Source organism: Dyella sp. AD56, assembly GCF_002878475.1.
In the GTDB taxonomy this organism is placed as follows: domain Bacteria; phylum Pseudomonadota; class Gammaproteobacteria; order Xanthomonadales; family Rhodanobacteraceae; genus Dyella.
The window spans coordinates 56,381-82,743 of sequence record NZ_NRDP01000026.1; the positions used below are offsets into that span (position 1 = coordinate 56,381).

14 protein-coding genes are annotated in these 26,363 nt (G+C 61.2%); 10 read left to right on the top strand and 4 right to left on the bottom strand.

The annotated features are described in order from the left end of the window. The first annotated feature begins 1 nt into the window (after position 1). The 7 genes from tagF (at position 2) to DyAD56_RS17680 (ending at position 15,045) form a co-directional block, all read left to right on the top strand. Positions 2-751, top strand: coding sequence for a type VI secretion system-associated protein TagF (gene tagF, locus DyAD56_RS17650; protein ID WP_102304091.1), 750 nt, complete (start codon positions 2-4; stop codon positions 749-751). Then, positions 748-1,461 (top strand): PP2C family serine/threonine-protein phosphatase, encoded by a 714-nt coding sequence (locus DyAD56_RS17655; RefSeq protein WP_102304092.1) that lies wholly within the window; start codon positions 748-750, stop codon positions 1,459-1,461. The genes tagF and DyAD56_RS17655 overlap by 4 nt, the downstream gene beginning before the upstream one ends. Positions 1,462-1,463: 2 nt before the next feature. Next, positions 1,464-5,120, top strand: a complete 3,657-nt coding sequence (locus DyAD56_RS17660) for an SUMF1/EgtB/PvdO family nonheme iron enzyme (RefSeq protein WP_102304093.1) — start codon at positions 1,464-1,466, stop codon at positions 5,118-5,120. Continuing rightward, positions 5,117-5,446, top strand: a complete 330-nt coding sequence (locus DyAD56_RS17665; RefSeq protein WP_102304094.1) for a hypothetical protein — start codon at positions 5,117-5,119, stop codon at positions 5,444-5,446. Before DyAD56_RS17660 ends, DyAD56_RS17665 begins: the two co-directional genes overlap by 4 nt. A gap of 152 nt (positions 5,447-5,598) precedes the next feature. Then, positions 5,599-7,266, top strand: coding sequence for a ShlB/FhaC/HecB family hemolysin secretion/activation protein (locus DyAD56_RS17670; RefSeq protein WP_233202568.1), 1,668 nt, complete (start codon positions 5,599-5,601; stop codon positions 7,264-7,266). Positions 7,267-7,279: 13 nt separating this feature from the next. Beyond that, positions 7,280-13,942, top strand: a complete 6,663-nt coding sequence (locus tag DyAD56_RS17675) for a filamentous hemagglutinin N-terminal domain-containing protein (protein ID WP_158241379.1) — start codon at positions 7,280-7,282, stop codon at positions 13,940-13,942. A 5-nt stretch (positions 13,943-13,947) separates the two neighbouring features. Continuing rightward, the gene (locus DyAD56_RS17680) at positions 13,948-15,045 is read left to right on the top strand and encodes a hypothetical protein (protein ID WP_146010557.1); all 1,098 of its coding nucleotides are present in this window, start codon (positions 13,948-13,950) and stop codon (positions 15,043-15,045) included. Between the two features lie 30 nt (positions 15,046-15,075). On the opposite strand, the gene tssA is transcribed toward DyAD56_RS17680, so the two are convergent. From tssA to DyAD56_RS17700, 4 genes are all read right to left on the bottom strand, one after another. Continuing rightward, positions 15,076-16,128: a type VI secretion system protein TssA gene (gene tssA / locus DyAD56_RS17685; RefSeq protein ID WP_102304101.1), complete on the bottom strand. Its 1,053-nt coding sequence runs from the start codon at positions 16,126-16,128 to the stop codon at positions 15,076-15,078. A 186-nt stretch (positions 16,129-16,314) separates the two neighbouring features. Further along, positions 16,315-17,559: a histidine-type phosphatase gene (locus tag DyAD56_RS17690; RefSeq protein ID WP_158241380.1), complete on the bottom strand. Its 1,245-nt coding sequence runs from the start codon at positions 17,557-17,559 to the stop codon at positions 16,315-16,317. Positions 17,560-17,661: 102 nt separating this feature from the next. Then, positions 17,662-20,382: a TonB-dependent receptor gene (locus DyAD56_RS17695; protein WP_102304103.1), complete on the bottom strand. Its 2,721-nt coding sequence runs from the start codon at positions 20,380-20,382 to the stop codon at positions 17,662-17,664. A gap of 220 nt (positions 20,383-20,602) precedes the next feature. Next, a complete protein-coding gene (locus DyAD56_RS17700) occupies positions 20,603-21,655 on the bottom strand; it encodes a phosphatidylinositol-specific phospholipase C1-like protein (protein WP_233202576.1) in 1,053 nt (350 codons plus the stop codon). 568 nt (positions 21,656-22,223) lie between these two features. On the opposite strand from DyAD56_RS17700, the gene DyAD56_RS17705 reads away from it, so the two are divergent. The 3 genes from DyAD56_RS17705 to DyAD56_RS17715 all read left to right on the top strand — a co-directional run bounded on the left by DyAD56_RS17705 (position 22,224) and on the right by DyAD56_RS17715 (position 26,352). Then, the gene (locus DyAD56_RS17705) at positions 22,224-23,405 is read left to right on the top strand and encodes an alginate lyase family protein (RefSeq protein ID WP_102304105.1); all 1,182 of its coding nucleotides are present in this window, start codon (positions 22,224-22,226) and stop codon (positions 23,403-23,405) included. Positions 23,406-24,205: 800 nt separating this feature from the next. Then, positions 24,206-24,481, top strand: coding sequence for a hypothetical protein (locus tag DyAD56_RS23665; protein WP_146010558.1), 276 nt, complete (start codon positions 24,206-24,208; stop codon positions 24,479-24,481). A gap of 131 nt (positions 24,482-24,612) precedes the next feature. Then, a complete protein-coding gene (locus DyAD56_RS17715; protein WP_146010559.1) occupies positions 24,613-26,352 on the top strand; it encodes a hypothetical protein in 1,740 nt (579 codons plus the stop codon). Positions 26,353-26,363: the final 11 nt, after the last annotated feature.

Below are 26,363 nucleotides of genomic sequence, written 5' to 3' on the forward strand. Positions count from 1 at the left end.
AATGACCACTGCCGACGCCGCGGGATTCTTTGGCAAGTTGCCCAGCGCGGGAGACTTCGTGCAGCGCCGCCTGCCGGTCGCCTTTGTGGATGCCTGGGACCGGCATTTCGAATATGCCGTGGCTGCGCTTCCTGATGCGCTTGGCGGCGCATGGAAACACAGCTTTCAGGCAAGCCCGCCATGGCGCTTCATGTTGCCGCCGGGCGTGTGCGGTGGTCACGCCATGGCCGGGGTGATGCTGCCGTCGAGCGATCGGGTAGGGCGCTGCTTTCCCTTGGTGATCGCCACGCGTATCCCGCATGCACCGGGGGCCGGCGCATGGCACGAAGACCAGGGTTGGTATGCACAGGCCGAGCGCATGGGTGTCGACGCATCAACCGATCCCGCATGGGGTGTGGAGTTGTTCGACATGCAGGTGCGCGCGCTGACCGATCTCTCTGACGAAACCGCCATACCGGGCCGCCATCCACCTATCGATGTGGACTGGAGTGCCGCCGATCACTGGCGCTTCCCGCTACCGCGCCACGCCGACGCGACGCCCACCCTGCTGGGCTGGTGGTCGCGACTCAGCGAGTTGTCGCAGCCCTGGTGCCTGTGGTGGTCCGGCGGTGGTGCGCGCGTGCCGGCCAGCGTGCTTGCCACGCGAGGACTGCCGGCGCCGGAGGCTTTTGCGGGTTTCATCGACGCTACGCACGCTGGTCGAGCCTGGCGCTCGCCGGATGCCTTGATGCCTTCGGAGACACACCCATGATGACGCGGTATCAGTCCGCCGGGCGCACGGTGACCGGCAAGGTCCGGGCACACAACGAGGACGCCATCCTGCTGCGCGACGAAGCGGGGCTGTGGGTAGTGGCGGATGGCCTCGGTGGGCATGCGGCCGGCGACTATGCCAGCTCGATGATCGTCGAGCGGCTGGCCTCCGTGCCACGCCAGGGGACTGTCGTCGACTTCATCGAGGCGATCGAAGATGAGCTGCAGCGCGTCAACGGTGATTTGCTGCAGTCCGCGGCTGCGCGAGGCGTCGACCTGATTGGTTCCACCGTGGTGGTGCTGGTGTACGACGAGGAATACATGCTGTGCGGCTGGGTCGGTGACAGTCGGGCCTATTGCTACGAGGACGGTCAGTTGCGTCAGATCACCCGTGACCACGTGCACGGCGTGAAAGACGACGTGACGCAGATCCACCATGCCACGCCAACGCCTTCACCGGGTGCGCTTACCCGCGCGGTTGGTGCCGAGCCGCAGTTGTTCGTCGACTGGGTGGTGGCCGCTTCGCGCTCCGGTACGCAGTTCGTGCTCTGTACCGATGGAATCAACAAGGAAATGTCAGATGCCGAGCTGGACGACGCCTGTCGTCGCGCGCAGGAACCGCAGGCCCTGGTGGCCAGCTTGCTTGACCTGGCGATGAGCCGGGCAGCGCGCGACAACGTCTCCGCCGTCATCGTGCGCCTGGAGGAATGACCATGGCCGTACCGCGCGCACTGCCCCTGATGGAGCTAGTGGATGAACTCCGCGCCGGACGCATCGCCTTGCCTGCGTTGCTCGACGCGGTCAAAGCACGCGGCGTGCTGGACGAGGCCGACTATCGCGCAGAGGTGGCGCAGTTGGAACAGATGCGTGAAGCCGGCGAGCTGGATGCCGACGTGGTACTTGCACTGATCGCCCGCTTGGGCGCCATGCGGATTATCGCTGCGCGCGCACCGGTGGACGCCGACGTTACCGTGATGATGCCCGCCGCGCTCAAGCCGCCGCAGACACCGGATCCCGAACTGACCGTTGTGCAGGTGTCGTCGCCCCCTGCAACGGACGACGAGATGACCGTCGTCAAGCCGCAGGCACACGGACCCACGCAAGCTGGCCATAGTCCCGGAGACACATCGACGCACGGCACCACCAGTGGCCTGTCCAGCCTCGGTAGCTGGGAGAGCATCGCGGCGAAAGAGGGGGGCGACTACGTCACCGTGGGCTCGCTGTTGAAGGGGCGCTTTCATCTGGAGCGAGAGCTGGGCCGTGGCGGCATGGGCGTGGTCTATCTGGCGAAGGACGAACGCAAGGTGGAAGCCCGCGACCGCGATCCCTATGTCGCGGTGAAGGTGCTGAATGACGAGTTTCGCCGCCATCCCGACTCGCTGATTGCGCTGCAACGTGAGTCGCGCCGTTCGCAACTGCTGGCGCACGACAACATTGTGCGGGTGTTCGACTTCGACAAGGACCGCACCATCGTGTTCATGACGATGGAGTACATCGACGGCTCGGATCTGAAGAGCTTGATCCGGGAGCGCGCTTACAACGGCATGCCGCTGGCCAAGGCCCGTCCGCTGATCGAGGGCATGGCGCGGGCCTTGGGGCGTGCGCACGCCGCAGGCATCGTGCATTCGGACTTCAAGCCCGGCAACGTGATGGTGACGCGCGAAGGCCTGCCCAAGGTGTTCGACTTCGGCATCGCCCGGGCCGGCAAGTTCGCCGGGGATGCATCGGGCGAACAGACGCTATTCGATGCAGGCACGCTGGGCGCGCTGACGCCGGCCTACGCGAGCCTGGAGATGATCCGCGGCAGCGAGCCGTCGCCCAACGATGACATCTATGCGCTGGGGTGTGTGTGCTTCGAATTGCTGACCGGTAAGCACCCGTTTGACAAGGTCAGCGCCGAGGTGGTGCAGAAGGAAGGGCGCAAGCCGCCCGCCGTGCCGGGACTGACCCGTCGCCAGCACAAGACGCTGTGCGACAGCGTGGCATTGACCAGCGATCAGCGCCTGAAGAATGCCGAAGCGCTGATCGAAGGGCTGCGCGAGGTAGGTCTTAAAGAACGGATGGGCCCGTATGTGCTGGGTGGTTCGCTCGCACTGGTCCTGTTGGTGGCCGGCGGCTGGGGCGTGAGCCGTTACATGCACAGTCATCACCTCGCCAAGGTGATCGCGAGCTTCTCCGCCATCGGCAAGCAGCGCTACGCGAACGAAGTGCAGGCCATGCAGGCACTGGCGACGCTGGACGAGGACGACCGCAAGCGGGTCATCATTGATCAGGGAGAGGCCATCCAGAGTTACCTGCTCAGCCGCATTGACACCTACTGGCAGCCGTCGCAGCAGCGGTTCGATTACGCGGGTGCGCAGCGCGTGCTGGCTCTGCGCGACCAACTGCGCTTGTATTCACCGGCGCTGGACATGAAGCGTGGCGAGCTGGAACAGCAGCGCAATGAACTGCTCAACACGCTGGACACGCAGTTGACCCGGCAGATCGATGCGGGCGCCATCTTCGAAGACCAGCCCGACAATGTCGTGACCACACTGGCGCGCATCCGTGCAGTGGACCCTGGCAGCGCGCTACTGAAGAACGCCGAGCTTGAGCTGAAGTACGACGCCGCCATCGGCCAGTCATTGGCCGCCGACCGGCTCGACGAGGCCAAGCAACGGTTGGCGCTGGCCACCACGTTGTTCCCCGGCTCCGCCCGGTTGCAGCAGCGCGGCGTACAGCTGGCGGCGGACGAACAGGCCGCCTCACTGCAGCAGATCGCCACGGCAGCGCAAGCAGCGCCGGGCACGCAGAGCCTGACGGACGCGCGTCGTGAACTGGCCGACCTTCTGGCCAAGCCCGCCAGCACGGTGGATTGGGAGGCCGCGATCACGCGGGTCGCCACTCCGTTGAAGAACGACAACGCGCCCGAAACACAACGCCTGTTCGACGCCCTGGGCAACGCAGTGGCCGACGAAGCGGCCAAGGTCAACGACCCGATGCAGGCGCAGCGCACGTTGGCATGGGTGAATTTCGGCCTGCAATATGTGCCGCGCTCGTCGCGATTGCTTGAGCAGCGCGGTCGGCTGGATGGACTGCAGCAACAGCTGGAAGCCCAGCTTGCCAAGGACAGCGTGGCGGCGGAGATCGACTCACGCATTGAGTCGATGCGTCGTGCGGCGGCGGCCAATGACGTGGCCAAGGCGCAGGAGTCGCTGGATCGTGTGCGCACGCTGCAACCCAATGCTCCCTTCCTGGCCAACGAGGGACCACAGCTCCTGGCGACGGCCTACCTCGGACAGGCCAAGGATGCCTTCCAGCGCGGACGCTATCAGGGCGCAGCGGACATTGCGGGGCAGGGCACTCGCGCATTAGGCAATCGCGCGGACCTGCGCAGCGCGCGTGAGCGCTACGCTTTCGTGTCCGACCTGATGCAGGGCGGCACGAGTGCGCTGTCCGATGCGGACTATGACCGCCTGAAAAAGCAGCTCGCCGATCTGCGCAAGACGGACAGCGCGACGCTGGAAAGCCTTGAGACAGACATGAAGCAGCGTGGCCAGCTGCCGCAAGGCTCGTTCGCCGCGCGACTGGAAGCACGCAAGCCCGCTGCGGCACTGATAACTACGCCGGCAACGGCAAGCTCGGCCGCTCCAGCGATAACGCCAGCAGCTAACACCCCTGCAGCACAGACGGCCAAATCCACCGCCGCTGCAGTGACTGCCACGCAAACGACAGCAACGAAAGCCGGTGTCGCCACAGGTCCGGATCCCTGTGGCGGGTCGGCGCTGGTTGGCGCGGGCAAGGTCTGCTCTGATGTGCTTGATGGCAAGCGCGGCCCTTCGTTGGTCGTGGTGCCTGGGGTAGGCAGCGGCGCTGCGTATGCCATGTCGCGCGCGGAAATCACCGTCAACGATTTCAACCGCTTCTGCACGGCTAGCGGCCAGTGCCATGCCATTACCGTCGATGATCCCGAGCTTGGCAGTCTGCCCGTGAGCAATATCAGCCTTGTGCAGGCCAAGGCGTATGCAGCCTGGCTCACCAGCAGCACGGGATTTACCTATCGCTTGCCGAGCGATGCCGAATGGCTGCATGCCGCCCAGGCCGGCCAGAGTTGGAAGCAGTCCGAAGACAGCAACTGCATCCCACCGACCAGTCAAGGCGCCGACGTTACCGGTGCGCCAGTGGCTGCGCGGGGGCGCGAACCCAATCCATGGGGGCTGGTCAACATGTCGGGAAACGTATGGGAATGGGTGACCAGTGATGGCGCCACGCTAGTGCGCGGCGGCAGCTTCAACAGCTATTGGTCCGACTGCACGGTAGAGGCGCGCCGCACGGACAGCGGTACTCCGCAGAAAGACGTGGGCTTCCGTGTACTTCGGGAGCTGAAATGAGCGAGCGCGAGTGGGGGGTCAACGAAGGGCTGCGCGCGCTGGACGATGCGCATCGCATGGGGCGCCTGACCCGCGACGAATATCGAGCGCGCCGCCGCAGGTTGCTGGGCACGCTGCAGGGCGGCGATAGCGCCATCACTCGCCGCACCGCGACGAGTACGCCGTCCCAGCAAGACCCGCCATCCGCCTACGATGGTTCCGCCCAAGCGGACGTCTTGCCGTCGATGTTTCCATCCCGACCCTGGTTGTTGAGTGGGCGTCTGTGGGTTTGGGCGACGGGCGTTCTTTTGTGTGCACTGCTGGCATACTGGCTGCTCGCCGCATGACTCGGCCGAGCCAGACCGCCTTGGTACGTTGCCGGCCACTTCCGTGGCCGGGTACCCCGGCCACCCTGGCAGGGACCACAGGGACAGGGCGATTTCTACAGGGGAAATCCACAGTGCGAATGGCATGCCTTGCGGCTGCCCTGGCTTTGGCCATGGGCAGTGAGCGACTTTATGCGAACGACATGGACGCCGCGACGGCATCGCCGACGCCTGGCAATAGCGAAGACATCGTGCCGCCCGTCAAGGATCGCGAGCCCGTCGCGGCCGCCAAGATGGCCGTGCAAGGTTTTCGTGTGACGGGTGTCGGAGAGCACGCATCCGCGCACATCACACCCGCCAGCATCCAGGCGTTGGCCGACGAACAGTACAAGCAGATGGCCGGTACGGCCGAGCCTCCGCGACTGAGCATTGCGCAGATGGAGAAGGTGGCCGCGGCCATCACCCAGCGCTACCGCACCAGTGGCTTCATCGTGGCGCAGGCCGTGGTGCCAGCCCAAACCGTTGGTGCCGACCAGATCGTCGAGATACGGGTGCTGGAGGGCACGATTGGCAAAGTGGTGGTGAAGGGCGCCAAACGCTATAGCGCAGACATCATCGCGGCCCCGGCCGAACACCTCAAAGGCCAGTCGCTGCAGAAAGACGATGTGGATACCGCATTGCTGTACGCGCGTGACCTGCCAGGCGTAGCGATCACCTCGACCTTTCAGCCCGGCGAGCAAACGGGCGAAACCGACTTGATCATGGTGGCTCAGGAAGAGAAGCGACCCTATGTGATCACGGTGGGTGGCAACGACTACGGCACAGACGTTACTGGCCGCTATCGTGCGCAGGTCGGTTTGGCCTGGAACAGTCCCCTGGGCTATGGCGATGTCTTCAACGCCAATCTCGATTACGCGTTCGCGCCCGCCCAGAGCCTGTTTGGCGCGTTGAGTTATCGAGCCCCCATCGCGCCGGTTTCCGGCCTTACAGCCGTATTTGGTGCGACGCGCAGCCAACTGGAAGTGGATAGCGGCATCTTCGCTTCGCTGCACGTGCACGGCCCCACGTCGACCTGGTACGGCGGCGCCGACTGGAAGTTCATCAACACGCCGAACCTGCAGGCGATGGGTACGTTCCGTCTGATTCGCGAGGAGTCCAAACTCAACAGCAGCATCCTGCTGATGTCGGACGAGCGCTTCGACGTGGCCGAGTTCGGCTTTTCGATGAACCACACCGACACGCGCTTTCATGGCATCGACCTGCTGCAGGTCGCCGTGCGCCAGTCGATCAGCGACCGTTCGCCATCGCAAGTGGATCTGGTAAGCCCCGGGCACGACAGCAGCTTCACGGTGGGCAAGGTCGCCTATACGCGTCTGCAATTCCTCACCCGCACGCAACGCCTCTATTTCAAGTTCACCGGCCAATACACCAACGATGCGCTGACGCCCATGGAGCAGTTTGCCATCGGCGGCCCGGACACCGTGCGCGCCTATCCGATTGCCGACGTGCTCGCCGACCGTGGGTACTACTCCTCTGTGGAATACCACGTCGATGCGCCCGGCTTCGCCGACAAGGTGTCGCCGTTCTATGCGCGCCCATGGCGCGAGCTATTGGAGCTGGAAACCTTTGTCGACTACGCCAAAGGGTGGCCGGTGGGTGGCAACCGGCTCAATGGCGGAAAGATGCAGGAAGTTAGCGATATCGGCGTGGGCTTTGTGTTCCGCCTGCCGCGCTTCCATCGTTTTGAACTGCACGTTGACGCCGCAAAGGCATTGAGTTCGCTCGACGCCTCTGATGGCAAGGGCTATCACGTGTACGCGCGATTTGGTTTTACGTTCTAAAGGGGTGACGACCATGAACCGGATCCATGACCGCACGCATCGCGCCGCGTCCCCTCTATTACTGCGCATGAAGCGCAAGGCCTTGCCACTGAGCCTGTCCCTGCTTGGCATGGCGGCGGGCTCTTGTTTTCCCGTTAGCGGCGCGCTGGCCGGCGGGCCGGCCGCCAATGCGTTGCCTACCGGGGGCACGGTCATCACCGGCGTTGCCACGGTGTCGTCCAACGCGAACACCATGACGATCAATCAGACCAGTGCCCAGGTATCGATGAACTGGACGAGTTTTGATATCGGATCGGGTGCAACGGTGATGTTCAATCAGGCCCAGGGTGCGAGCTCGGTAGCGCTCAATCGCATCGGTATCGGTTCTTCCTCGCCCGTAGCAAGCCAGATTTACGGCGCTCTCACGGCGCCCGGCCAGGTGTTCCTGATCAATCCGGCGGGCATTGTATTTGGCAATGGCGCCCAGGTTTCTGTCGGCGGTTTGGTGGCCAGCACGCTGGATGTCAACGGAACCACGGCATCCAACGGGCACACGTACTACGACCTGCTCAATAGCGGCGGCTCAGCATCGATCATCAACCAGGGAACGATCAGCGCAGCCAGTGGCGGCGGCGTGATCTTGGTGGGCGGTAATGTCGTCAACAGCGGCCAGATTGCGGCCAGCGCCGGGCATATTTTTCTGGATGGCGCCGATCGGGTGACCGTCGATTTCGACGGCAACAACCTGGTCAACGTCGTACTGACGGGTGCGCTTGGGACGGGCCCCGGTACCGGCGCTGCAGTGACCAATAACGGCACGCTGACCGCGGATGGCGGCACGATTGTGCTACAGGCGTCTGCCACGCCAGGCTTGTTCACGCAGATGGTGAACAACACTGGCGTGGTTCAGGCCAACAGCATCAGCGGCAACGGCGGCACGGTGCAGTTGCTTGGCACGGGTGGCGATGTCGATACCAGCGGAACGATCAGCGCGACTGGCGGCAATATCGCAATCACCAGCGATGGCTCCATTGGCCTGAACGGTGCGGTCAACGCCGGCAGTGGCCAGGTAGTCCTGAGCTCGCAGCAAGCGATCACTCAGACGGCGAATTCGGGATCAGCACCCGCAAGCGTCATTACGGCCGGCACCTTGTCTGGCAGCTCCGTCAACAGCACCACGCTGACGCAGGCGAACCAGATCCAGAACGTCAGCAGCTTCAGCTCGGGCAGCAGCTTCAGCCTGACCAATGGCGCGGGCGCATCGTTGCAGGTGGGCGGGCTGACGGTCAGCGGCGGCTCGGTGGCGCTGGGCACGGCGGCGGGGTCGGACCTGACCCTCAGCGGCAACGTTAACGCTCAGTCGCTCTCACTGAACAGCGGGGGCTACATCACTCAGTCGGGTGGTGCGCTTACCGTGGCGGCTTTGAGCGGTACGTCGAGCGGCAGTACTACGCTGGCCCAGATCAACAACATCACCGCGCTCGGCAGTTTCAGCGCAAACGGTTTCAGCCTCAACAACAGCGGCGCACTGGCCATCAACGGGGCGTTGAACAGCGGTGCGGCCACGACCACGTTGAACGTGACCGGCACCATTACTGAGGGTGCAGGTGGAAGCATCACGGCCGGTACTCTGGCCGGCTCGTCGACAGGCAGCACCACGCTGCTGAGTCTGGCTAACAACATCACGGCGCTTGGCGGTTTCAGCGCCAGCGAATTCAGCCTCAACAACAGTGGCGCGCTGGCCATCAACGGGGCGTTGAACAGCGGCACCGGCACGACCACGCTGAACGTGATCGGCGCCATTACCGAGAGCGCGGGCGGAAGCATCACGGCTGGCACTCTCGCAGGTTCGTCGACCGGCAGCACCACGTTGGGCCAAGCCAACAACATCACCGCGCTTGGAAATTTCAGCGCCAGCGGATTCAGCCTCAACAACAGTGGCGCGCTGGCCATCAACGGGGCGTTGAACAGCGGCACCGGCACGACCACGTTGAACGTAGCTGGCGCCATTACCGAGGGTGCGGGTGGGAGCATTACGGCCAGCACTCTCGCAGGTTCGTCGACGGGCAGCACCGTACTTACCCAGGCCAATAACGCCATAACCAACTTGGGCACTTACTCCAGTGGCGGCGATTTCAACCTGCTCAATATGGGACGCATCGCGCAGTCGGGGACGAATACGCTCTCGGTAGTGGGCAATACAACGTTGAATGCCGGTGCAAACGCCATATCGATGGGCAATCGCAATCAGCTTAATGGCGCCGTGAACCTCACTGGCGGCAATACGCTGATCAACAATGCGGGTGCGCTGAATCTTGGCCTCAGCAACATCTCCGGCAACCTGACCGCGACCACGGCCAATGCCAACGCCGGGATCAGCCAGTCCGGCGCATTGACGGTGACGGGCACAAGCACATTCACGGCGGACACCACATCGGGCACCGGCGCGATCAGTTTGATCGATCCGGGCAATTCCTTCGGTTCAACCGTCAATCTCACCGGCACCGGTATCGCTGTCGTCAATCAAGGGAGCCTGACGGTGGGTGCGCTGAGCGGTGGCGCCAATGGATCGTTGAGCTTGACCTCGCTCAATGGCGGCTTGAACCTCCCTGCGGCGTCAATAAACACCGGCACCGGTGATCTGACCCTGGTTGCGGGCGGTGGTTCGTTCACGCCTTCGGGTGATCTGGCTGGTTACAACGTTTCGCTGCAGTCATACGGCGCACTCACGCTGCCTTATAACGTGACGGCGACAAACGCGCTGAGCCTGACCAGCAGCAACGGCGGGATTGCCCAGAGTGGCGGTGCGCTCACGGCAGCCGTGCTGACCGGTAGCTCGCAAGGCTCCACGTCGCTGGGTCAGCTCAACTTGATCACGCATCTTGGTAACTTCACCGCCAACGGCTTCAGCTTGTCCAACGCGCAGACACTGACCACCACGGGAACGCTTAACGGTGGTAGCGGCGTGGCATTGACCACCACTACCGGCGACTTGGCGCTCAATGGCGCGATAAGCGGAACGAACGTCTCGCTGACGTCAGCGGGTGCCATCACCGAAGGTAACGGTGGAAGTATCACCACGACTGGAGCGGCGGGCGCACTTACCAGCCACTCCTTTGGCGGTACCGTTCTGAACCAGGCCAACTACATCACGACGCTGGGTGGGTTTAGCGCTGGCAGCTTCAGTTTGACCAATGCGCAGACACTCGGCACTACCGGCGTGTTGAATGGCGGCACGGGTGTCGCATTGACCACCACCAGTGGCGATCTGGCATTGAATGGGACAATGACAGGCAACACCGTTGCGCTGAATGCACAGGGCGGCATCAGCGAGGGGGCAGGATCAAGCATCTCCACGGCGACGCTCAGTGGAGGCTCCGGCGGCAGCACCGTACTCAACCAGACAAACAACAACATCGCCAACCTTGGCCTCTTTAGCAGTGGCGGCGATTTCAGCCTGACCAACAACGGCGCCCTCACACAATCTGGTTCGCTCACTGTGCAGGGGAACACCACGCTCAACGCCGGCACCCATGCCATTACGCTGACTGACAGCGGCAACGACCTGCACGGTACCGTGAGTCTTAACAGTGGCGACGCGAGCATTGCCAATGATCGCGCCTTGATCTTTGGCGCGAGCACCGTTGCTGGCAATCTGGCGGCGACCGCGACCAACGCCGCAATCAGTCAGAGCCCGATTGCGACTGACACGTTGAACGTTACCGGCACAAGTTCATTCAACACCGGCACGGGCGGGATCACACTGACCAACAGCGGCAACCGCCTGCTGGGTGCCGTGAGCCTGACCGGCGGCGACGCACAGATCGTCAACAGTCTTGGTCTGATCTTCGATACCAGCACACTATCGGGCAACCTGTCTGCCAGCACGACCGGCAATGCGACTATCGGCCAGACAGCCAATCCGTTGACGGTCACTGGCACAAGCAACTTCAACGCCGGTACGGGTGCCATCACGCTGGGTAGCAGCAACCAGTTGCACGGGGCGGTGAACCTTACTGGCGGAAACACGCTGGCCAACAACGCCAGTGCGCTGAATCTTGGCGCGAGCAACATATCCGGTAATCTGGTCGCGACTACGGCCAATACCGGCGCCGCGATCAGCCAATCCGGTGCATTGACCGTGACGGGCATAAGCACGTTCACCGCGGGCGGTGCCGCGGGTACCGGCGCGATTACCCTTGCCGATGCGAGCAATGCCTTCGGATCAAGCGTCAACGCTAGCGGCACCGGCATCACCATCCGTAGTGGCGGTGACCTACGCGTGGCGAATTTGATCGATGGTGCGAACGGCGCCGTCAGTCTGATCGCAGGCGGCGCGCTGTATTTGCCGAGCACAGCTATCGATACCGGTTCGGCGAACCTGACGCTTTCCGCTCTTGGTGGCTCGCTGATGACAGCCGGAGGCCTAAAGGGCACCCACATCTCCCTCTCCGGTAGTCAGGGCATCTCGCTCGCAAACAATGTCTCCGCGGCCGGCGTGTTGAATCTCACTAGCAGCGGCGGCGCGATTACCCAGACAGGTGGCGTGCTCAGTGCGCCGCTACTTACCGGTAGCTCGCAGGGTGTCACAACGCTGAATCAGGCAAACCAGATCACGCAACTCGGCAGCTTTACTGCCAACGGATTTAGCCTTACGAATGCGGGCGCACTGACCGTTAACGGTTCTTTGAACGGTAACGGCAGTACGGCACTGACCACGACCAATGGCGACCTGACATTGCAGGGAACGGTGAGTGGTACGGATGTATCGCTTACGGCAAACAACGGCGCAGTGATTCAGTCTGGCGGCGCGATTAGCGCGGGAATGCTTAGTGGCTTTTCGAAGAGCTCTACGTCGCTGATGCAAGGCAATACGATCTATAGCCTCGGTAATTACCACAGTGGTGGCGACTTCAGCCTGGCTGACGCGAATTCGCTGATCGTGTCTGGCGTATTGAGTAGCGTAGGTAACATTGCGCTCGCCAGTGGTGGGAATATCACGCTGGCCAATGCCGTAAATGGCAGGAGAGTGGCGCTGAATGCGAGTGCAGGAACGATCAATCAGGTCGGCGGTACGCTGACGACGGGCGCGCTGACGGGCCAGTCCTCGGGAACCACGCTGCTTAACCAAACCAACCAGATCGGCAGTCTGGGTAACTACACCAGTGGCGGTGATTTTAGCCTCACCAATGGCACGGCCATCGTGCAGAGTGGTTCCCTGCAGGTACAGGGCGCAACGACGCTGAATGCCGGAACCAACGCCATCACCTTGACCAACAGTGCCAACAATCTGCGTGGCGCAGTCAGCCTTACGGGCGGAGATACGCAGATTGCCAACACTAGCCCGCTAGTGTTTGGTACGAGCCAGATCAACGGTAACCTGAGCGTCACCAGCAACGATCCGGCCATCGGGCAGGTGGGTGCGCTCAATGTCACGGGCAGCAGCTATTTCAATGCCGGCAACGGCAGCATCCAGCTGACGAATGCAAGCAATCAGTTGGCTGGTCCAGTGACTGCCATCGGCACCGGCATTGCCATCACCAATGCTGGCGATCTGCAGATTGCTTCGCTGACCAATGGCACCAATGGTGCTGTCAGCCTGATTTCCCTCGGCGGCACGTTGTTCTTGCCCGGCGCTGCTATAAACACCGGCAGCTCGAATCTGGTGCTGACGTCAGGCGGTGGCTTGCTGAGCACGACAGCGGACCTGAGCGGCGCGAACGTGGCGTTGACGGGTAGTGGCGGCATCAACCTGGGTAATGTCGTTACGGCGGCCAACAACCTCAGCCTAGTGAGTGGCGCGGCCATCAATCAGAGTGCAGGCGCGTTGAATGCGCGCACGCTGACCGGCAGCTCGTCCGGCGCCACCAATCTGATGCAGGCCAATAGCGTGGGCAGCGTTGGCAACTTCAGTGCCAACGGTTTCAGCCTGACCAATGCGAACGGGCTGACGATCGCCGGGCCCTTACTGAGTACCGGTGGCGTAACGCTTATTACCCAAGACGGCGATCTGGATGTGACGGGTACGTTGAGCGGCGGACGTGTCGTGCTCAACGCTGCAGGTGCTATCAACGAAAGCGCGACGGGCAATATTGTTGCCACGACGCTGAGCGGCAGGGCAGGTGGTGCAACCTCACTGGGGACGCAGAGCCAGCCCATCGCCAATCACATCAGTACGCTGGGCGGCTTCCAGTCGCCGGCTGGCTTCAGTCTCACCAACGGGCAAACGCTGACGCTGGCGTCGGTGGACGGCAGTAGCTACACGGTGGATGCGGGCACGTCCGCGCTTTACCTCGCGGTGCTCAATGGCAGCCTGCTGCAGACCGGAACGACGCCGCTGTACAACGGCCAGGGCATATATGCGGCCAGCGAGCATATCGGTCTGATCACGGCGCCTATCTACGCGTTTGGCACACTGCCGTATGTGGTCGAAGCCATTGGCCTTCCGCCCGCGTACTTCTATGCGCTGGACCGACAGGGAAATCCGCTGCCGGAGGCTGGCCTGCTGTCGATCAACCTTCCCACCACCATGTCGACCAGTCACGCGCAGAACGGCAACAACCGCCTGGACTCTTATATCGACGCCAGCATCATCACGGCCAGCTACCGCGCGTACGGCATCGTCCCCTCGGGTATCCGCCTACCGCCCGACCAGGAGGCCTGCGATCCGGAGACGGCGGACTGCCAGGGCGAATGATGGCCATGTTCCGCTTGCGCCTCAGCATGGTGTTGCTTGCGCTGGCCGTCACGGCGGGTGCTTGCGCGCAGAATGCACCGCGCTTAAGCGGGAGCGCCGTCATCGCCGAACTGCACGACGTGCGCTCAAAACTGGAGGCGCGCGAACAGGCGCATCCCGATAAGTCGCTGGAAGCGACCGTGCAACACCTGAGCCAATGGCAGGATGCGCTGGCGAAAAACCTGGGTAACGCTGCCGCCCAGCCCGTGGAGCTGATGGGCGACGCGCGGCGCGCCCAAGCCATGCGCGCCCACGCAGCTGTCTTGCGCACGCAGGCCTATCTGGGGAGCTGCACGCACTGCCTGGATGGTGATGCGGCCACCATGGCGCAGGCGCTGGCATTGACGGTCGAGCGGCTGGCTGAGGCGCGTGATGCGCCGTCCGCCGCACCACCGGTGATCGAGGCCGTGGAGACGCCGGACCGACGAGCGATCTTTGCCATACATGGCGGAGAGGCAGAGCGGCACCTTGTACTGGTTGGCAAGAACCTGGCAGACGCCCAGTGCGCCGACCCGAAGGTGATCGCGACAGATGCCGACGACAAACCTTTGGCACTGCAACCCACGTTGGTGAGTGCTCAGCCGACGCGTATTGAACTGGTGCTTCCGGGTGGTGACGGCATCGCGCCTGGAAGCTATGTGCTGCATGTCAAAGCCCAGCGCAAAGCTTTTCTGGTGGGCTGTGTCGCGCAACCTGAAGCAGTGGGTGTAGTGCAGATGGCTTCGCCGCCGCATTTTGCCGTGACCTACACGCTGGATGCCCGTTGCTCATCAGGGCAGGGCGGGGCGTCGGTACGGAGCGGAAGCCTGCCCGTGCTGACCGCCTTTGGTGCGACGCAGGTGGCTCAGGTGGAGCCTGACGCTTGTGCGACGCCGAATGGTTTCGCGCTGTCCGCGCAGGTGACCTACGCAGACGGCAGTCATCAGCAGATCGGGCCGATCTCTCAGCCCGCCGACACCACCATCACAGCCGGCTTGCCGGGCGGCTTGTCGCTGCAATGGAATCCTGCGGTGCGGCAACTGGTGCTGCGCAGCGCCGCAAACGCATGCGACGGCTTTTATTGAGCGGACGCCAAGGGCATCCACTCACCAGCGTCACTCATCATCACCGTGCCCGGACACCCGCTGTAATTCGTCAAGCCCGCCAGGTGCGAGATCCTTCAGCAGGTCGAGGAAGTTCTTGCCTACCAGACGCTGGGCACGGCGCAGCAACAGCGGCACCGGACTGGAGGGCTCCTCGCGTGCGTAGTACTCGCAAAGGTCATCCAGGCAACGCAGCACGTCCCGTGTGTCCTGAATGCCGACCTTGGTGACTACGGTGGTGATGGCGGTCGTGCCAGCAGACACCTGCTCCGCCTCCTCGTTCGCGCCATCCGTCGACGTCTGGGGGGAACGCAAATTGCGTTGTGCCTCCAGAAAACTCTTCAGTTCATACGCGTCGCTTAGCAATGGCTTGAGTTCTGGACCCGCCGTGCCGACGCGTTCATTGAAAATGGCATCGATGGCCTTGGCATGCTCCAGCGCTTCCGTCACCGCGCTCGCTGTCGCGGCGAGCTGCTCATAGGGGCAATCCAGGCAGCAGGCCTCGATCTCCGTCTGTGTGGGCAGTCCGACTTGGTCATCGCCATCCGTCGCGGAGATCTTCAGGCTGCCGTTGGCGATGCGCAGATCCCGCAGACTGAAAGGACCCAAGCGCGGCGATTGCACGAATGGCGTGGTGCGGACATGACTAAGTAGGCTCAGTGGATCGGCGATCGGCGCCACGGAACTGACCCGGGTGGTCGGATCGTCATGGTCTTCCGCGTCCAGCTGGGGATGGACGGTATCCCAGTGTTGCTCGAGCAGGCCGCGGATCAGAGCCAGGCCGGCGGTCCAGCCGGGCAGGCCGGCGGTGCGCGTCCATGCTGTGGTGAGGTGCGTCGCAAGACGCAGATCTTTGGAGCGCGCAAGCAGGGCCTGCGAGCGTTCTGCCACCCGATCCCAATCCGGCTCTTCCGCCTGCTTGACGCTGTCGCCGACCACGCGCTCGGCTTTGACCGTCGCGGCCCGCTCAAGAGCGAGGAAGTCAGCGTCGTATTCCAGGTTCTCGCCCGACGGAGCGTCGTCTGAGATCGGAGCCAGAAGGGGTTCCAGATCATAGATCGGCATGGCGTCGAGACTCGTTGAGCGAGAACCTGATGGTAAGCACCGCCCGCCGGCGGCACCCGTCATTTCGTGTCGTTGGTGGAGCGGATTCGCCATTGCGAGCCAGAAGAGTGGCAAACCGCTACCGCGGAAACTACGAGATGCAGCAAGCGCTGCTTCGACGGCCGAAGGAGAGCACGAACGAGCGATTTACTTGACGTGTGCCGCGGCCCGTTCGAGTGACGGAATCACCGCTTCCAGGCGACAGAGACCCTCCTTGCTCGTCGGGCAGCCTGCCGGATTCAAAAGCAAAGTGGCCGGCTTATCCGCACTGAGCGAGCGCAACTGCGGCAAGGTCTGCGCCTGATAAAAGACGCGAACATAGCGCTGGCCCGTGGCGGGACGACGCCATAGTTCGATGCCGAGAGCACCACCAATCGGCGGGTCGTCCTGGCCGTAACCCGGCATCTTGAAGTGAATGCCCAGCACGCTTGCGAGCGCGACGATATTGTTGTCGCTTCCCACCATGACACTCAGACGAGGGGCATCCGCATCTTGCAGCGTCGAGACGATCCGCTTGCTCATCAGCGACGCGACCCGTTCCGCCATGTAGCTTGGGCGTGCGTAGATATCGAACAGCAATGAATGCAGACGTGAAAGATCCTCAAGCTTGGCAGCGTCCGTCCGTCCCCAGCCCACATCGTTTAGCGGGCGTCCCTCCGCATAGGCCATGAGCATCACTTCCGCGGTGCCGGAGGTCGTTGCGATAGGACCGGTCAGCACTATGTGGCTTTGGTCTGGCGAGGTCGCAAAACTGCCGTGCCACGTGCTGGAGTCGCACAGGGGTTGCGTACTGCCGGGTTTGCAACCCAGCACCGATGCCATGGTGGCCAACGCCTCCCCATGGGGCGCAGTCAGTGCATCCGGGCCGCCGGTCTGCGCTTGAATGGATGCCACCGCATCCCGCGCACTCCAGTCGACCGCCTTCACCTCGATGGGGTGAAATAGAGGGTCGTCACTGCCCTGGGGAAGATGCCCAATAGCGATAGGGCAACCCGGGGCGAAACCCTGCGCGAGCGCTTTGGCGCTTGCGATAGTGCGTTCGTCCGTATTGGCCCAGAACCGGATGCTGGACGGCGCAGGGCATCCTCTCGCAGGGAACAGGCCCGCGCTAGCGAGGCGTTCGCGGTCGTACGCCCCCATGCGCTCGGCTCCCTTGGCGCCATGCGGAGTCAATTCACTGGGTGCTTGTTTCCAGGTTGGCCAAGGCTTTCCGTTGACCTCGTTGGCCTGGATCTCACCCGGAAGTGGCGTGCGCACACCGTGCCGGTAAAGAAGGATGACGCGCTCCAATTGCATATCGTCGCTGGCCATCGCCGCGACGGATGCGAACGCCATCCAGGCCGACATGATCAGCACAGTGATGGCGCGGCGACGGTAGCGGGGGTTTTTCATAGGCAAATCCATGCGGTTTCGTTTGCCGCTGAGAAAACTAAGCTCGTGCACCGATCATGCAGGTGCGCTGCATGATCGGTGCATCATCGGAGTGTCCGAGTGTCAGAACGTATAGCTCAGGTTGACCATGTAGACGCGGCCCGTATCCACATAAGCACCATCCGCACCCGGGTCGTAGGCCAGGTAGTGCTTCGATTTGCCTTCCGTCTCATAGAAGGTCGCTTCGTTAAGCAGGTTCCTCACCGAAACGCCAACATCGACACCATGGGGCAAGTGATAGGTGGCGTTGAAGTTGAGGGTTTTGACCGGCTGCAGGTAGTAGTCGAGCCGGTCGCTGGTCAGCCCGATCAACTGCAGGCCGGTGTAGTTGTAGGTCAGATCGGCGCGAAGCTTCGAGTCGTCATAGAACAGATCCGCGTTGTAGATCTTCTCCGGCGCGCGCGGCAGCCAGGTGCTACCTGGGTGATCAATGCGGCCGCTTTCGGCCGAGCTGTGTTGCAGTGTGACATTGCCACTGGCGCCGAAGTGGCTCCAGAAACCCGGCAGGCTCACGAACTGTTTGCTAGCAGCCAGCTCCGTGCCGAACAGCGTGGCCGTGCCACCATTTTCGGGCGTGGTAACCGGCACGCCGTTCTCGAAGATGGTGCCCGTCGGCACATTGCCGCCCAGCGTGCTGTCGTTGGTGGTGTTCGCCTGCGAGGTGTAGACGAACCCCTTGATGCGCTTGTAGTACGCCGACGCGGTGAGCAAGCCGCCATTGGCGTCATAGAACTCGGCGGACAGGTCAAGGTTGTCTGCCGTCGTGGGCTTGAGATCCGGATTGGGCTTGGAGATGCCAAGCACTTTGCCCGTCGTATCGTCGATCGAATACACGGTTTCGCCGGAGATGAGGCCGAAGGCCGGCCGGCTGAAGCTGCGACGCAACGACGCGCGATACACCGTCAGGTCGTCCGGCCGGTAGTTCAGGCTGATACCCGGCAACACTTCGCCATACGTGCGGCCATTGTTGACGAACTGACCCGTGGCGTCATCGCCATTCGACTGCCAGGAACTGGCCGAGTAGTGGGTCAGCTCGTAGCGCACACCAGGCAGTATCGTCAGCGCGTCATAGTTCACCGTCGCCATGAAGTAGGCGGCATAGATGTTTTCGCGACTGGACGTGGTGTTGGCGTTGTAGTCGTTGGCGGTGTAGTTACCCGCACCGTTGGGATCATTCACGTACTGATACGGCAGTGCCTGCGCAAGCACCCAGTTGCGGTCGATCAGCTTGAACGGGCCGGCATACTTTCCACCGAAAGCGCCATTGATAACCTGCCCCGGCAGCGCGGCAAGCGTGGGGCCGCCCGGCGCGTAGTAGGGGTAGTTGGGGCCGCCGAAGTAAGTGCCGCCGTAGACGAAGTTGTTGTCGTCGTGGAAGAAGGGGTGATCGTACGCATTGCGCTTGGACGTATCGGCGGAAAGGCCAAACTTGATGTTCTGTAGCGCGCCATCGTCCAGTTGATAGGTGCCGTTGGCATGCGCGTTGATGCGCGTGTCCTTGCTGCCGGCATTGTGACCCTGCACCTTCCAGAACGAATCGGTGCCCAGGTTGTAGAAATTGTTCTGAAGCGACGCTGGGTTGCCGGCAATGCTCGGATAGGTTGGATTGCCAAGGCCGAACGAGAACTGCCCCGGCACCGGTGTGCCGTAAAGGCTGGCTTCCACATAATCCGGACGATTGCGGTTGCCGTAACCGAACGATGTGCCGTACTCAAGACTAAGGCGATCGAGTCGACTATCGCCGCCCAGTTGCAGCGATGCCATCTTCTCGTCGATATCGCGGGTGTTGAAGTAGCCGCCGCGGAGAATATCCGTCGCATTCTGATTTCGCGCCGATGCCTGATTCTGCTCACCCTTGACGCTGTAGGAGCCATAGATGGCCCGTGCATACAGCGATGTCGTATCGCCATGCCAATCCAGCGAAACATTGGCACCGTAACGTTTGATCTGGTTGGTGTAGATGCTGTACTTGTACTGCGAGCTTTGCAGCGGCCCGGCATACCGAAGATCAGTCGCGTTCGCCTCCGCTGGGTTCACCGGCGTGTAAGAAGAGTTGGGTGCAACCGCCTCCGCCGCATTGTTGTTCTTTCCGTAGTAGGCGGCGGCATAGATGCCAAACGCCTTGTTGTCACCGAACCGACGGGCGAACTCCTGCTGTACCGTACCGCCCTTGTTGGAGACGCCCAAATCGGATGCCAGGGAATTCATCTGACCCTGCACCGTGGTCTTGGCATAGGTGTCTTTCTCGAAATCAAACGCCGTCGGCGTACGCATGTCGATGGTGCCGCCGATGGAGTCACCCGGCATATCGGGCGTGGGCGCCTTGGATACCTTGACCGACTGGATGCCAAATGGCGCCAGCATGTTCAGCGAGATCGCGCGGGTGGAAGAGTCGGTTTCCGGCAGTGCAAACCCGTTGACCGTATAGGCGTTGTAGCTCGAGTCCAGGCCGCGGATGGTCACGTACTCGTTCTCGCCGGTGGCAGCCTGGCCGAGATGCATGTCGCTATAGGCCGACAGCCCTGGCATATGGGACACGACGTCCGCGATGTTGGCCGAAGGAACCGCATTCATCTCCTGCTTGGTCATGACGGTACTGACACTGACCCCGAGCCTCTGTTCATCAATCGTGCCGGTAGAGGGCGTGCCGTCGGCGGTCACGCTCACCTCGGACAAGGTTTTGGTCTTCTTGTCCGCATCATCGTCCGCGTAAGCAATGGAGCTCAGGCTAAGGCCGAGGCATACAGAGACAGCAAGTAAGTTGAGCTTGTACGGCTGGTTCATGGCGGGGATGGTCCTGGGGGAAGGGCAGAGCTTCTTTCTGAGAATCTGTAGTGCTTTCGCTGCGCCGGGCAGCAGGGTGCCTTCCGCCAACGAACGTGGCGGTGTGGCTTCTTCCGTAGTGCGTACGGGTACTTTGAGCGCGACCCACCTTCCCTTGGGATAACCCGTTCAGTCCGGGCTTCAACCAAGGAAGTGGGTGATTGGCATCACTAGCTGTCGCCTATTGCGATAGGTCGACTCCGTTGCAGTGCGCCTCAGTGATCTGCGGATTGCAGCGGGCGCGTGCATGACCAGGAAAGCTCACCATATAGCCGGAGGCGGCCGGCTCATGATCGGGATAGTCCGTGCTTAGCAACTGTGCGCCACTGGAAAGCATCGCATCCCGGCGTGTCGTGTCGTTGCGCGCAGGCTCCTTGAGGTTGGCATCGGTGCGGGTTCGCACCAGATAGCCCGCCTTCACCAGCCTGGTGATCTCCTCGGCGCTTCCGTCGTTGAGCTCAGTAAAGGCAGCATCGTCATCGCCTGGCGCGGCATTGGTGAACAGCACTCGGTTGCGAAGCGAGGGGTGCCCCGTCAGGTACGCCGGGCCTACCGAACGTTGATCGAGCAGGAAGATCACCTTGCCGCGTGCCTCTGAGAGGTGCGGCCAGCCGTGCGCGAGAATGGCACTATTAAGCGTGGTTGCATCGCCGCGAACATCATCGGGGCTTAGATACTCGTGGCGATCGAATACCGAGCGAATCTCGGCATCCAACGCATTGAGCGCCGCGGTACTGAACGGCTCCGGCTGCACGGTAGGGAAGGGCATCTTCAGTGGCGACTCTTCAGTCTCCAGCAAGATGAACACGGGCAGATGGCCGGGGTGCGCCTTTGACCAGGCGCGTACTTCACGCAAACACGCGACCAGCGGCTCGCAATTGCTGCGCTGATCCATGTCCTGAATATGCATGACCTTGAACCCGGGTTGCTGCATGACTTTCGGATCGGCGAACGGGGTATCCGCAGGTAAACCCGCCTTGGCTACTTCGTTGACGACCGCCGGACGGGCGTATCGGCCGCCCTTCGCATCACCCCAGATATCGAGTTCGATCTGTCGCACACCGTCATCGAGCTGCTGGGTCAGCGCTGGATGCGTGTAGTCGAGAATGGCGAACATGTCGGGCGCCACGCGCTTCCATATGGCAGCTTCGCCGGCAGCCAATCCAGCGTGGTAGCTATTGTGGCTACCGATGTACTGCAGTTGATTCAGGCGAAGGTCGTGTTGATCCGTCATCGCCGCGCAAGACGCCGATGCTGCGAGCATCAGCAGAAAAAGGCGTCGTGATCCGCGCATCGTCGTGGAGCGCGGTGGTGCGCCGTGGTGTTGTCGATGCGTTGGAAAAAAATGCTGGATTTTGAGCATGGAAACCTCTCGCCGGAACGATCATGGGGTGACGGACAGTTCGCGATAATCGCAAAATGTCATCGAGTTAAATCGATCCAAATTGTCGGCGAGGATTCTTATTCGATAGTGTGTCCAGGTGGTGACGGTGGCGTGAATTGTCGTCCGAGGTTTGGACGTCTACACGGACGTCTTGTCACGGAACTGTATTGCGCGAGGGCAGGGTCAGCATGGATTACCCCGTCACCGTGCGACACGAAGAGTCTTCTGCAAGCTTCGCGTAGGCGTCGCCAAGGGCAGGGGGTAGATTCATGGAGGAGTTGCGCTCAGTCATCGCCTTGACTTCGGGCGGACATGCGCTCCAATTTATGCTTGCCGCGATCGCTGCAGTGAAAGGCCTGCTCAACGTTGATGGCGTACTTTCTGTAGAGGCGAGCCTTTTCACTCGGAGTTAGACACGTTGAACGTTCTATTCAAAAGCCTGGGCTATTCCATCGGCATGTCGGTCGCACTGGCATTGACCGCGCCGGCGGTGATGGCGAGTTCGTTCGTTCATCCGGGTGCCTTGCATACCCAGGTCGACCTCGACCGCATGAAGACGCAAGTGGCGCACAACGCGCAGCCCTGGACGGATGGCTGGGATGTGCTGATCAAGAATTCCCATGCGTCACTGAAGTGGACCGCGAACCCCCAAGCCATGGTTTATCGTGGCTATGACGGCACTCATCGGGAGAACTATGCAGCGCTATTCAACGACGCTGCGGCTGCGTATGCGCTTGCCCTACGCTGGAAGGTGAGTGGTGACGACGCCTATGCCGACAAGGCCGTCGCCATTCTGGACGCGTGGTCCAAGACCTTGACCGGGATCGATGGCACGTCCGACAAGTTTCTGGCATCAGGCATTTACGGCTACCAGCTCGCCAACGCGGCGGAGATCATGCGTAGTTACAAGCGTTGGCCGGAGCAAGATGTCGCTCGCTTCAAGACGATGATGCTCAACGTCTTTTACCCGATGAACCATCAGTTTCTGGTGCATCACAACGGCCAGAAGATCGATCACTACTGGGCCAACTGGGATCTCGCCAACATGTCGTCCATGTTGGCCATCGGCATTCTGACGGATCGCAAGGATATCTACGACGAGGCCGTCGAGTATTTCAAGCACGGCGCAGGCAATGGGGCCATCGAACACTTCGTGTGGAAGATCTACCCTGATGGCCTTGGGCAGACCCAGGAAAGCGGGCGCGACCAGGGGCACAGTACCCTCGACGTGGCGCTATTGGGTGCGTTCTGCCAGATGGCCTGGAATCAGCACGACGACCTTTTCGGCTACGAGGACAATCGCGCGCTCAAGGGCGTGGAATACATCGCCAAATACAACCTCGGGCAAGACGTTCCTTACACGACCTACAGCAACAGCGATGTAACGCAGCCAATCATCTCAAGTGGCGGGCGCGGCGATATCCGCCCGGTGTGGGAGCTGTTCTACAACCACTACGTGGTGCTCAAAGGGCTGGATGCTCCTTATCTCCGCATGGCAGCCGAGAAAGTGCGCCCCGAAGGTGGTGGCGGCGACTACGGCCCAAACAGCGGCGGATTCGACCAGCTTGGATATGGCACGCTGACTTATACGTTGAAGTAGCGGCAAAATCCGGACCAAGGGCCAGTGAGGTCGTACGGGAAATGTATCTCCGCAAATCCTGTATCCATTTTTATTAAAAGAAAAACAATGGCTTGAAAATCAAGCATACAACCTTGTGTCTAAATACTGGACAAAACGAGTGTATCCAAAAATGCCGTTGAATTATTAACGCTCACTATCTGAGGGTTGTTCCGTGTGCGACAAACGATAGGTATATCAATCTGTTGCCAAGGAACGAAAGCGCTTTTCACTTTGCTTAATAATTAGCTCCTTTAGGAGCGGCGGCTGGCTTCGTTTGCCATTACCAATAATTCAATAGAAATTCACATGGCCGAAAGCGGCGTGGGTTTATTTAATAGTGCGTTGGCTGGTCCGATTTTCTGAACCACCGTCGCCTCCAGCCTTTTTGAGGTGACTGCATGAGTGTCACGTCTAACCAAGAACCAAGGCCCATATCCAAAAAGGTCTTCATGGCCTCGAATGTGTTTTGTTTGCGTTCTCGGAAAGCTCCCGGTCGAGATGTAAAGCTCATTGGGCCTGCGCTCTTTGACGCTTGGCTGCTACTTGAATTCGATCCAGACGTTGTCTCGATATGCGAGCGCCCCCACCTCGACATAGCGATCCTGAGGAGCAATACATCTCGCGCGATGGACTTTTGGGTTGCCCGACAAAGCCATGCTCAACATGGTGTCATCGTTCACGGTGCTTCCCGCAAGGATAAGAAAACCACTCTGGGTGTTCTCCAGAGCGCCCTGGAGGTATCAACGATAGGGTGTCAGATTTGGCCTGAGGCTGATTTGATGCGTCGCAGACTTCTATTGCGGAACCTCAAGCAAATGCTGCCCTACGTCAACAGCAACGAAGCGATCGATGCGCCATTGATCGAGTCGTTGCAGCGTAGCATTCGAGGCGGCGGTGATGCGGGGGCGAGTCTCGACGACTTATTTCGGGCGAATGCGCAGAGGTCTCGTACCCAGGTAGCCGCGTGCTTGTTCGTGCAGTTCCACAGGGGGAAGGTGGCGGCGGAGCTCGAGCTTAGTCCACTTACTACAGATACGCGCTGGCTGCCGACATGAGGCTCCATGAACGCCTCTCTCTTTGTCCCGAGCTTCGCGACACTTCGCAATGGAATGCTCCGGACGAGAGCGCTATGGCCGCGGGGGAGAGGCAAACGTTCAAACAGCGGAAGGAGGCTATTGAGAGGTGCATGAGGGGTGACTCCTTCAAAGTGATCGAGGAAGAGACGGGGCTCACCAAGAGCCAGGTCTATCGATACTTAGGGCGTTGCCTGGAATTCGATCCGGCAGGAGCGATATTCGGCTTCTTTGGCATCATACCTAGACGGGTTCAGAAGCCCTACACGCGCCATTCTCCCTTGCGCAATGATCTAGGCGATGCGATTAGTGGGTTGGCGGGTGCCTTCATGTACCTGCTTACGACGCACAGTGAACTTCACACCTACGTGACGTCGAGAGCCGCACAGATGAGACTCAAGGACGCAAAGCAGATTGCGACGGCTATCCATCGCGGCTTCTTGGATCGCTGCGCTAAATTTAGAAAGGAATACGAGTATCCCTTCAATACCAAGGCCAAGGGCCGCCGAGCGCTGGAGCGGTTCATTAGGCGCTTCCTCGAGGAATATTGGTTATCGCATGGCCAAGAAGGGGAGTGGGAGGCGCGCACGGGGCAGCCTCGATCCGTGGGACTCCTGCGCCCTTACGAAGAGGTCGAGAACGACGGCCATCTGGGGGATCTGTTCTTTGTCTTCCGCGAGAAAAACCAGTTCGGCGCATGGATCTATACCACGCCGATGAAATGCTTCTTGGTGCTGAACGTGTGTAGGCGCAGCAGAGGGATCCTTGGCTATTCGTACAACCTTAACAGTAAGAACTATCCAGGCATCACCGTCTGCCGGTCCGTCGCATGCACGCTAAAGCCCTGGAAGCCTAAGGAGCTCACCATCCCGGGCTTGTCTTATTTGCCGGGTGCAGGCCTGCCCTATGGCGCAATTAAGGGTATGCCGCCCTGCATGATCGATACTTTCTTCCTCGACAATGGCCAGAGCAATTGCTCAAAGTCGGTAACAACTAGCCTGGCATCGCGCGAAGGCGCTGTGATCAATTTCGGCCGGGCCGGTAAGGCCATTGCGCGCGCGTTTATTGAGCGCGTCAACAAGACGCTGGAGACGTGCGGCTTCCGTAAGCTGCCGGTCGGCTTCGATCCCAAGGATTCTCCCAAGTCACGACTCAAGGCGATGAAGGAGTGCGAGAAATATGCTGTGACGATCGAGGAGTTCGAGCAAATTCTTGATGTCATCATCGCCAATTACAACGCGAGTCAGCATGCCTCGCTTTCCGGTCAATCGCCCAACGAATTCCTGGCTCAGTGGCTGCAGACGCCCGGCACCCTCATACGTGAGGCGTGGGAGCCGGAAGCCCTTGCTAAGGCCATGACGCGTATTGAGTTGATCGCAACAATCCGGGGCGGAAAGACAGAGGGGCGCCCACCCTATGTCCAAGCGCTGTATGCGCGTTATTCAAATGAGGGGATGCGAAAGCTGAAAGCATGGGTCGGACTTAAAGTTCGCCTCATCTTTGATATCGACGGCGATATTCGGCTCTGCCGTTGCTTTCTGCGTAAAGACGGGGGAGAAATCGATATGGGCGTCTTGCATGCCCATCCGCCCTGGCATCTGACGCCACACACCTTACGTCAGCGTCAGCAGGTCCGTAGCGTCATGGTGACGGAAAAGATACTGATTCCCGCAGGCGCGGACGCCCTTCAGACGGTATGGGGTCGATGGGGTCGGCAAGCGGCGACCGATCGGCAGGCTGCGAATAAATTGGTTAGTACCGCGGGCCACCCTTCCGCCGTTGAGCCGCGGGCGAAGCCTTCCGCGAACACAGCGAATGCAAAGGACTGGATCAACATTCGACTCAGGCGATAGCGGGGCACTCG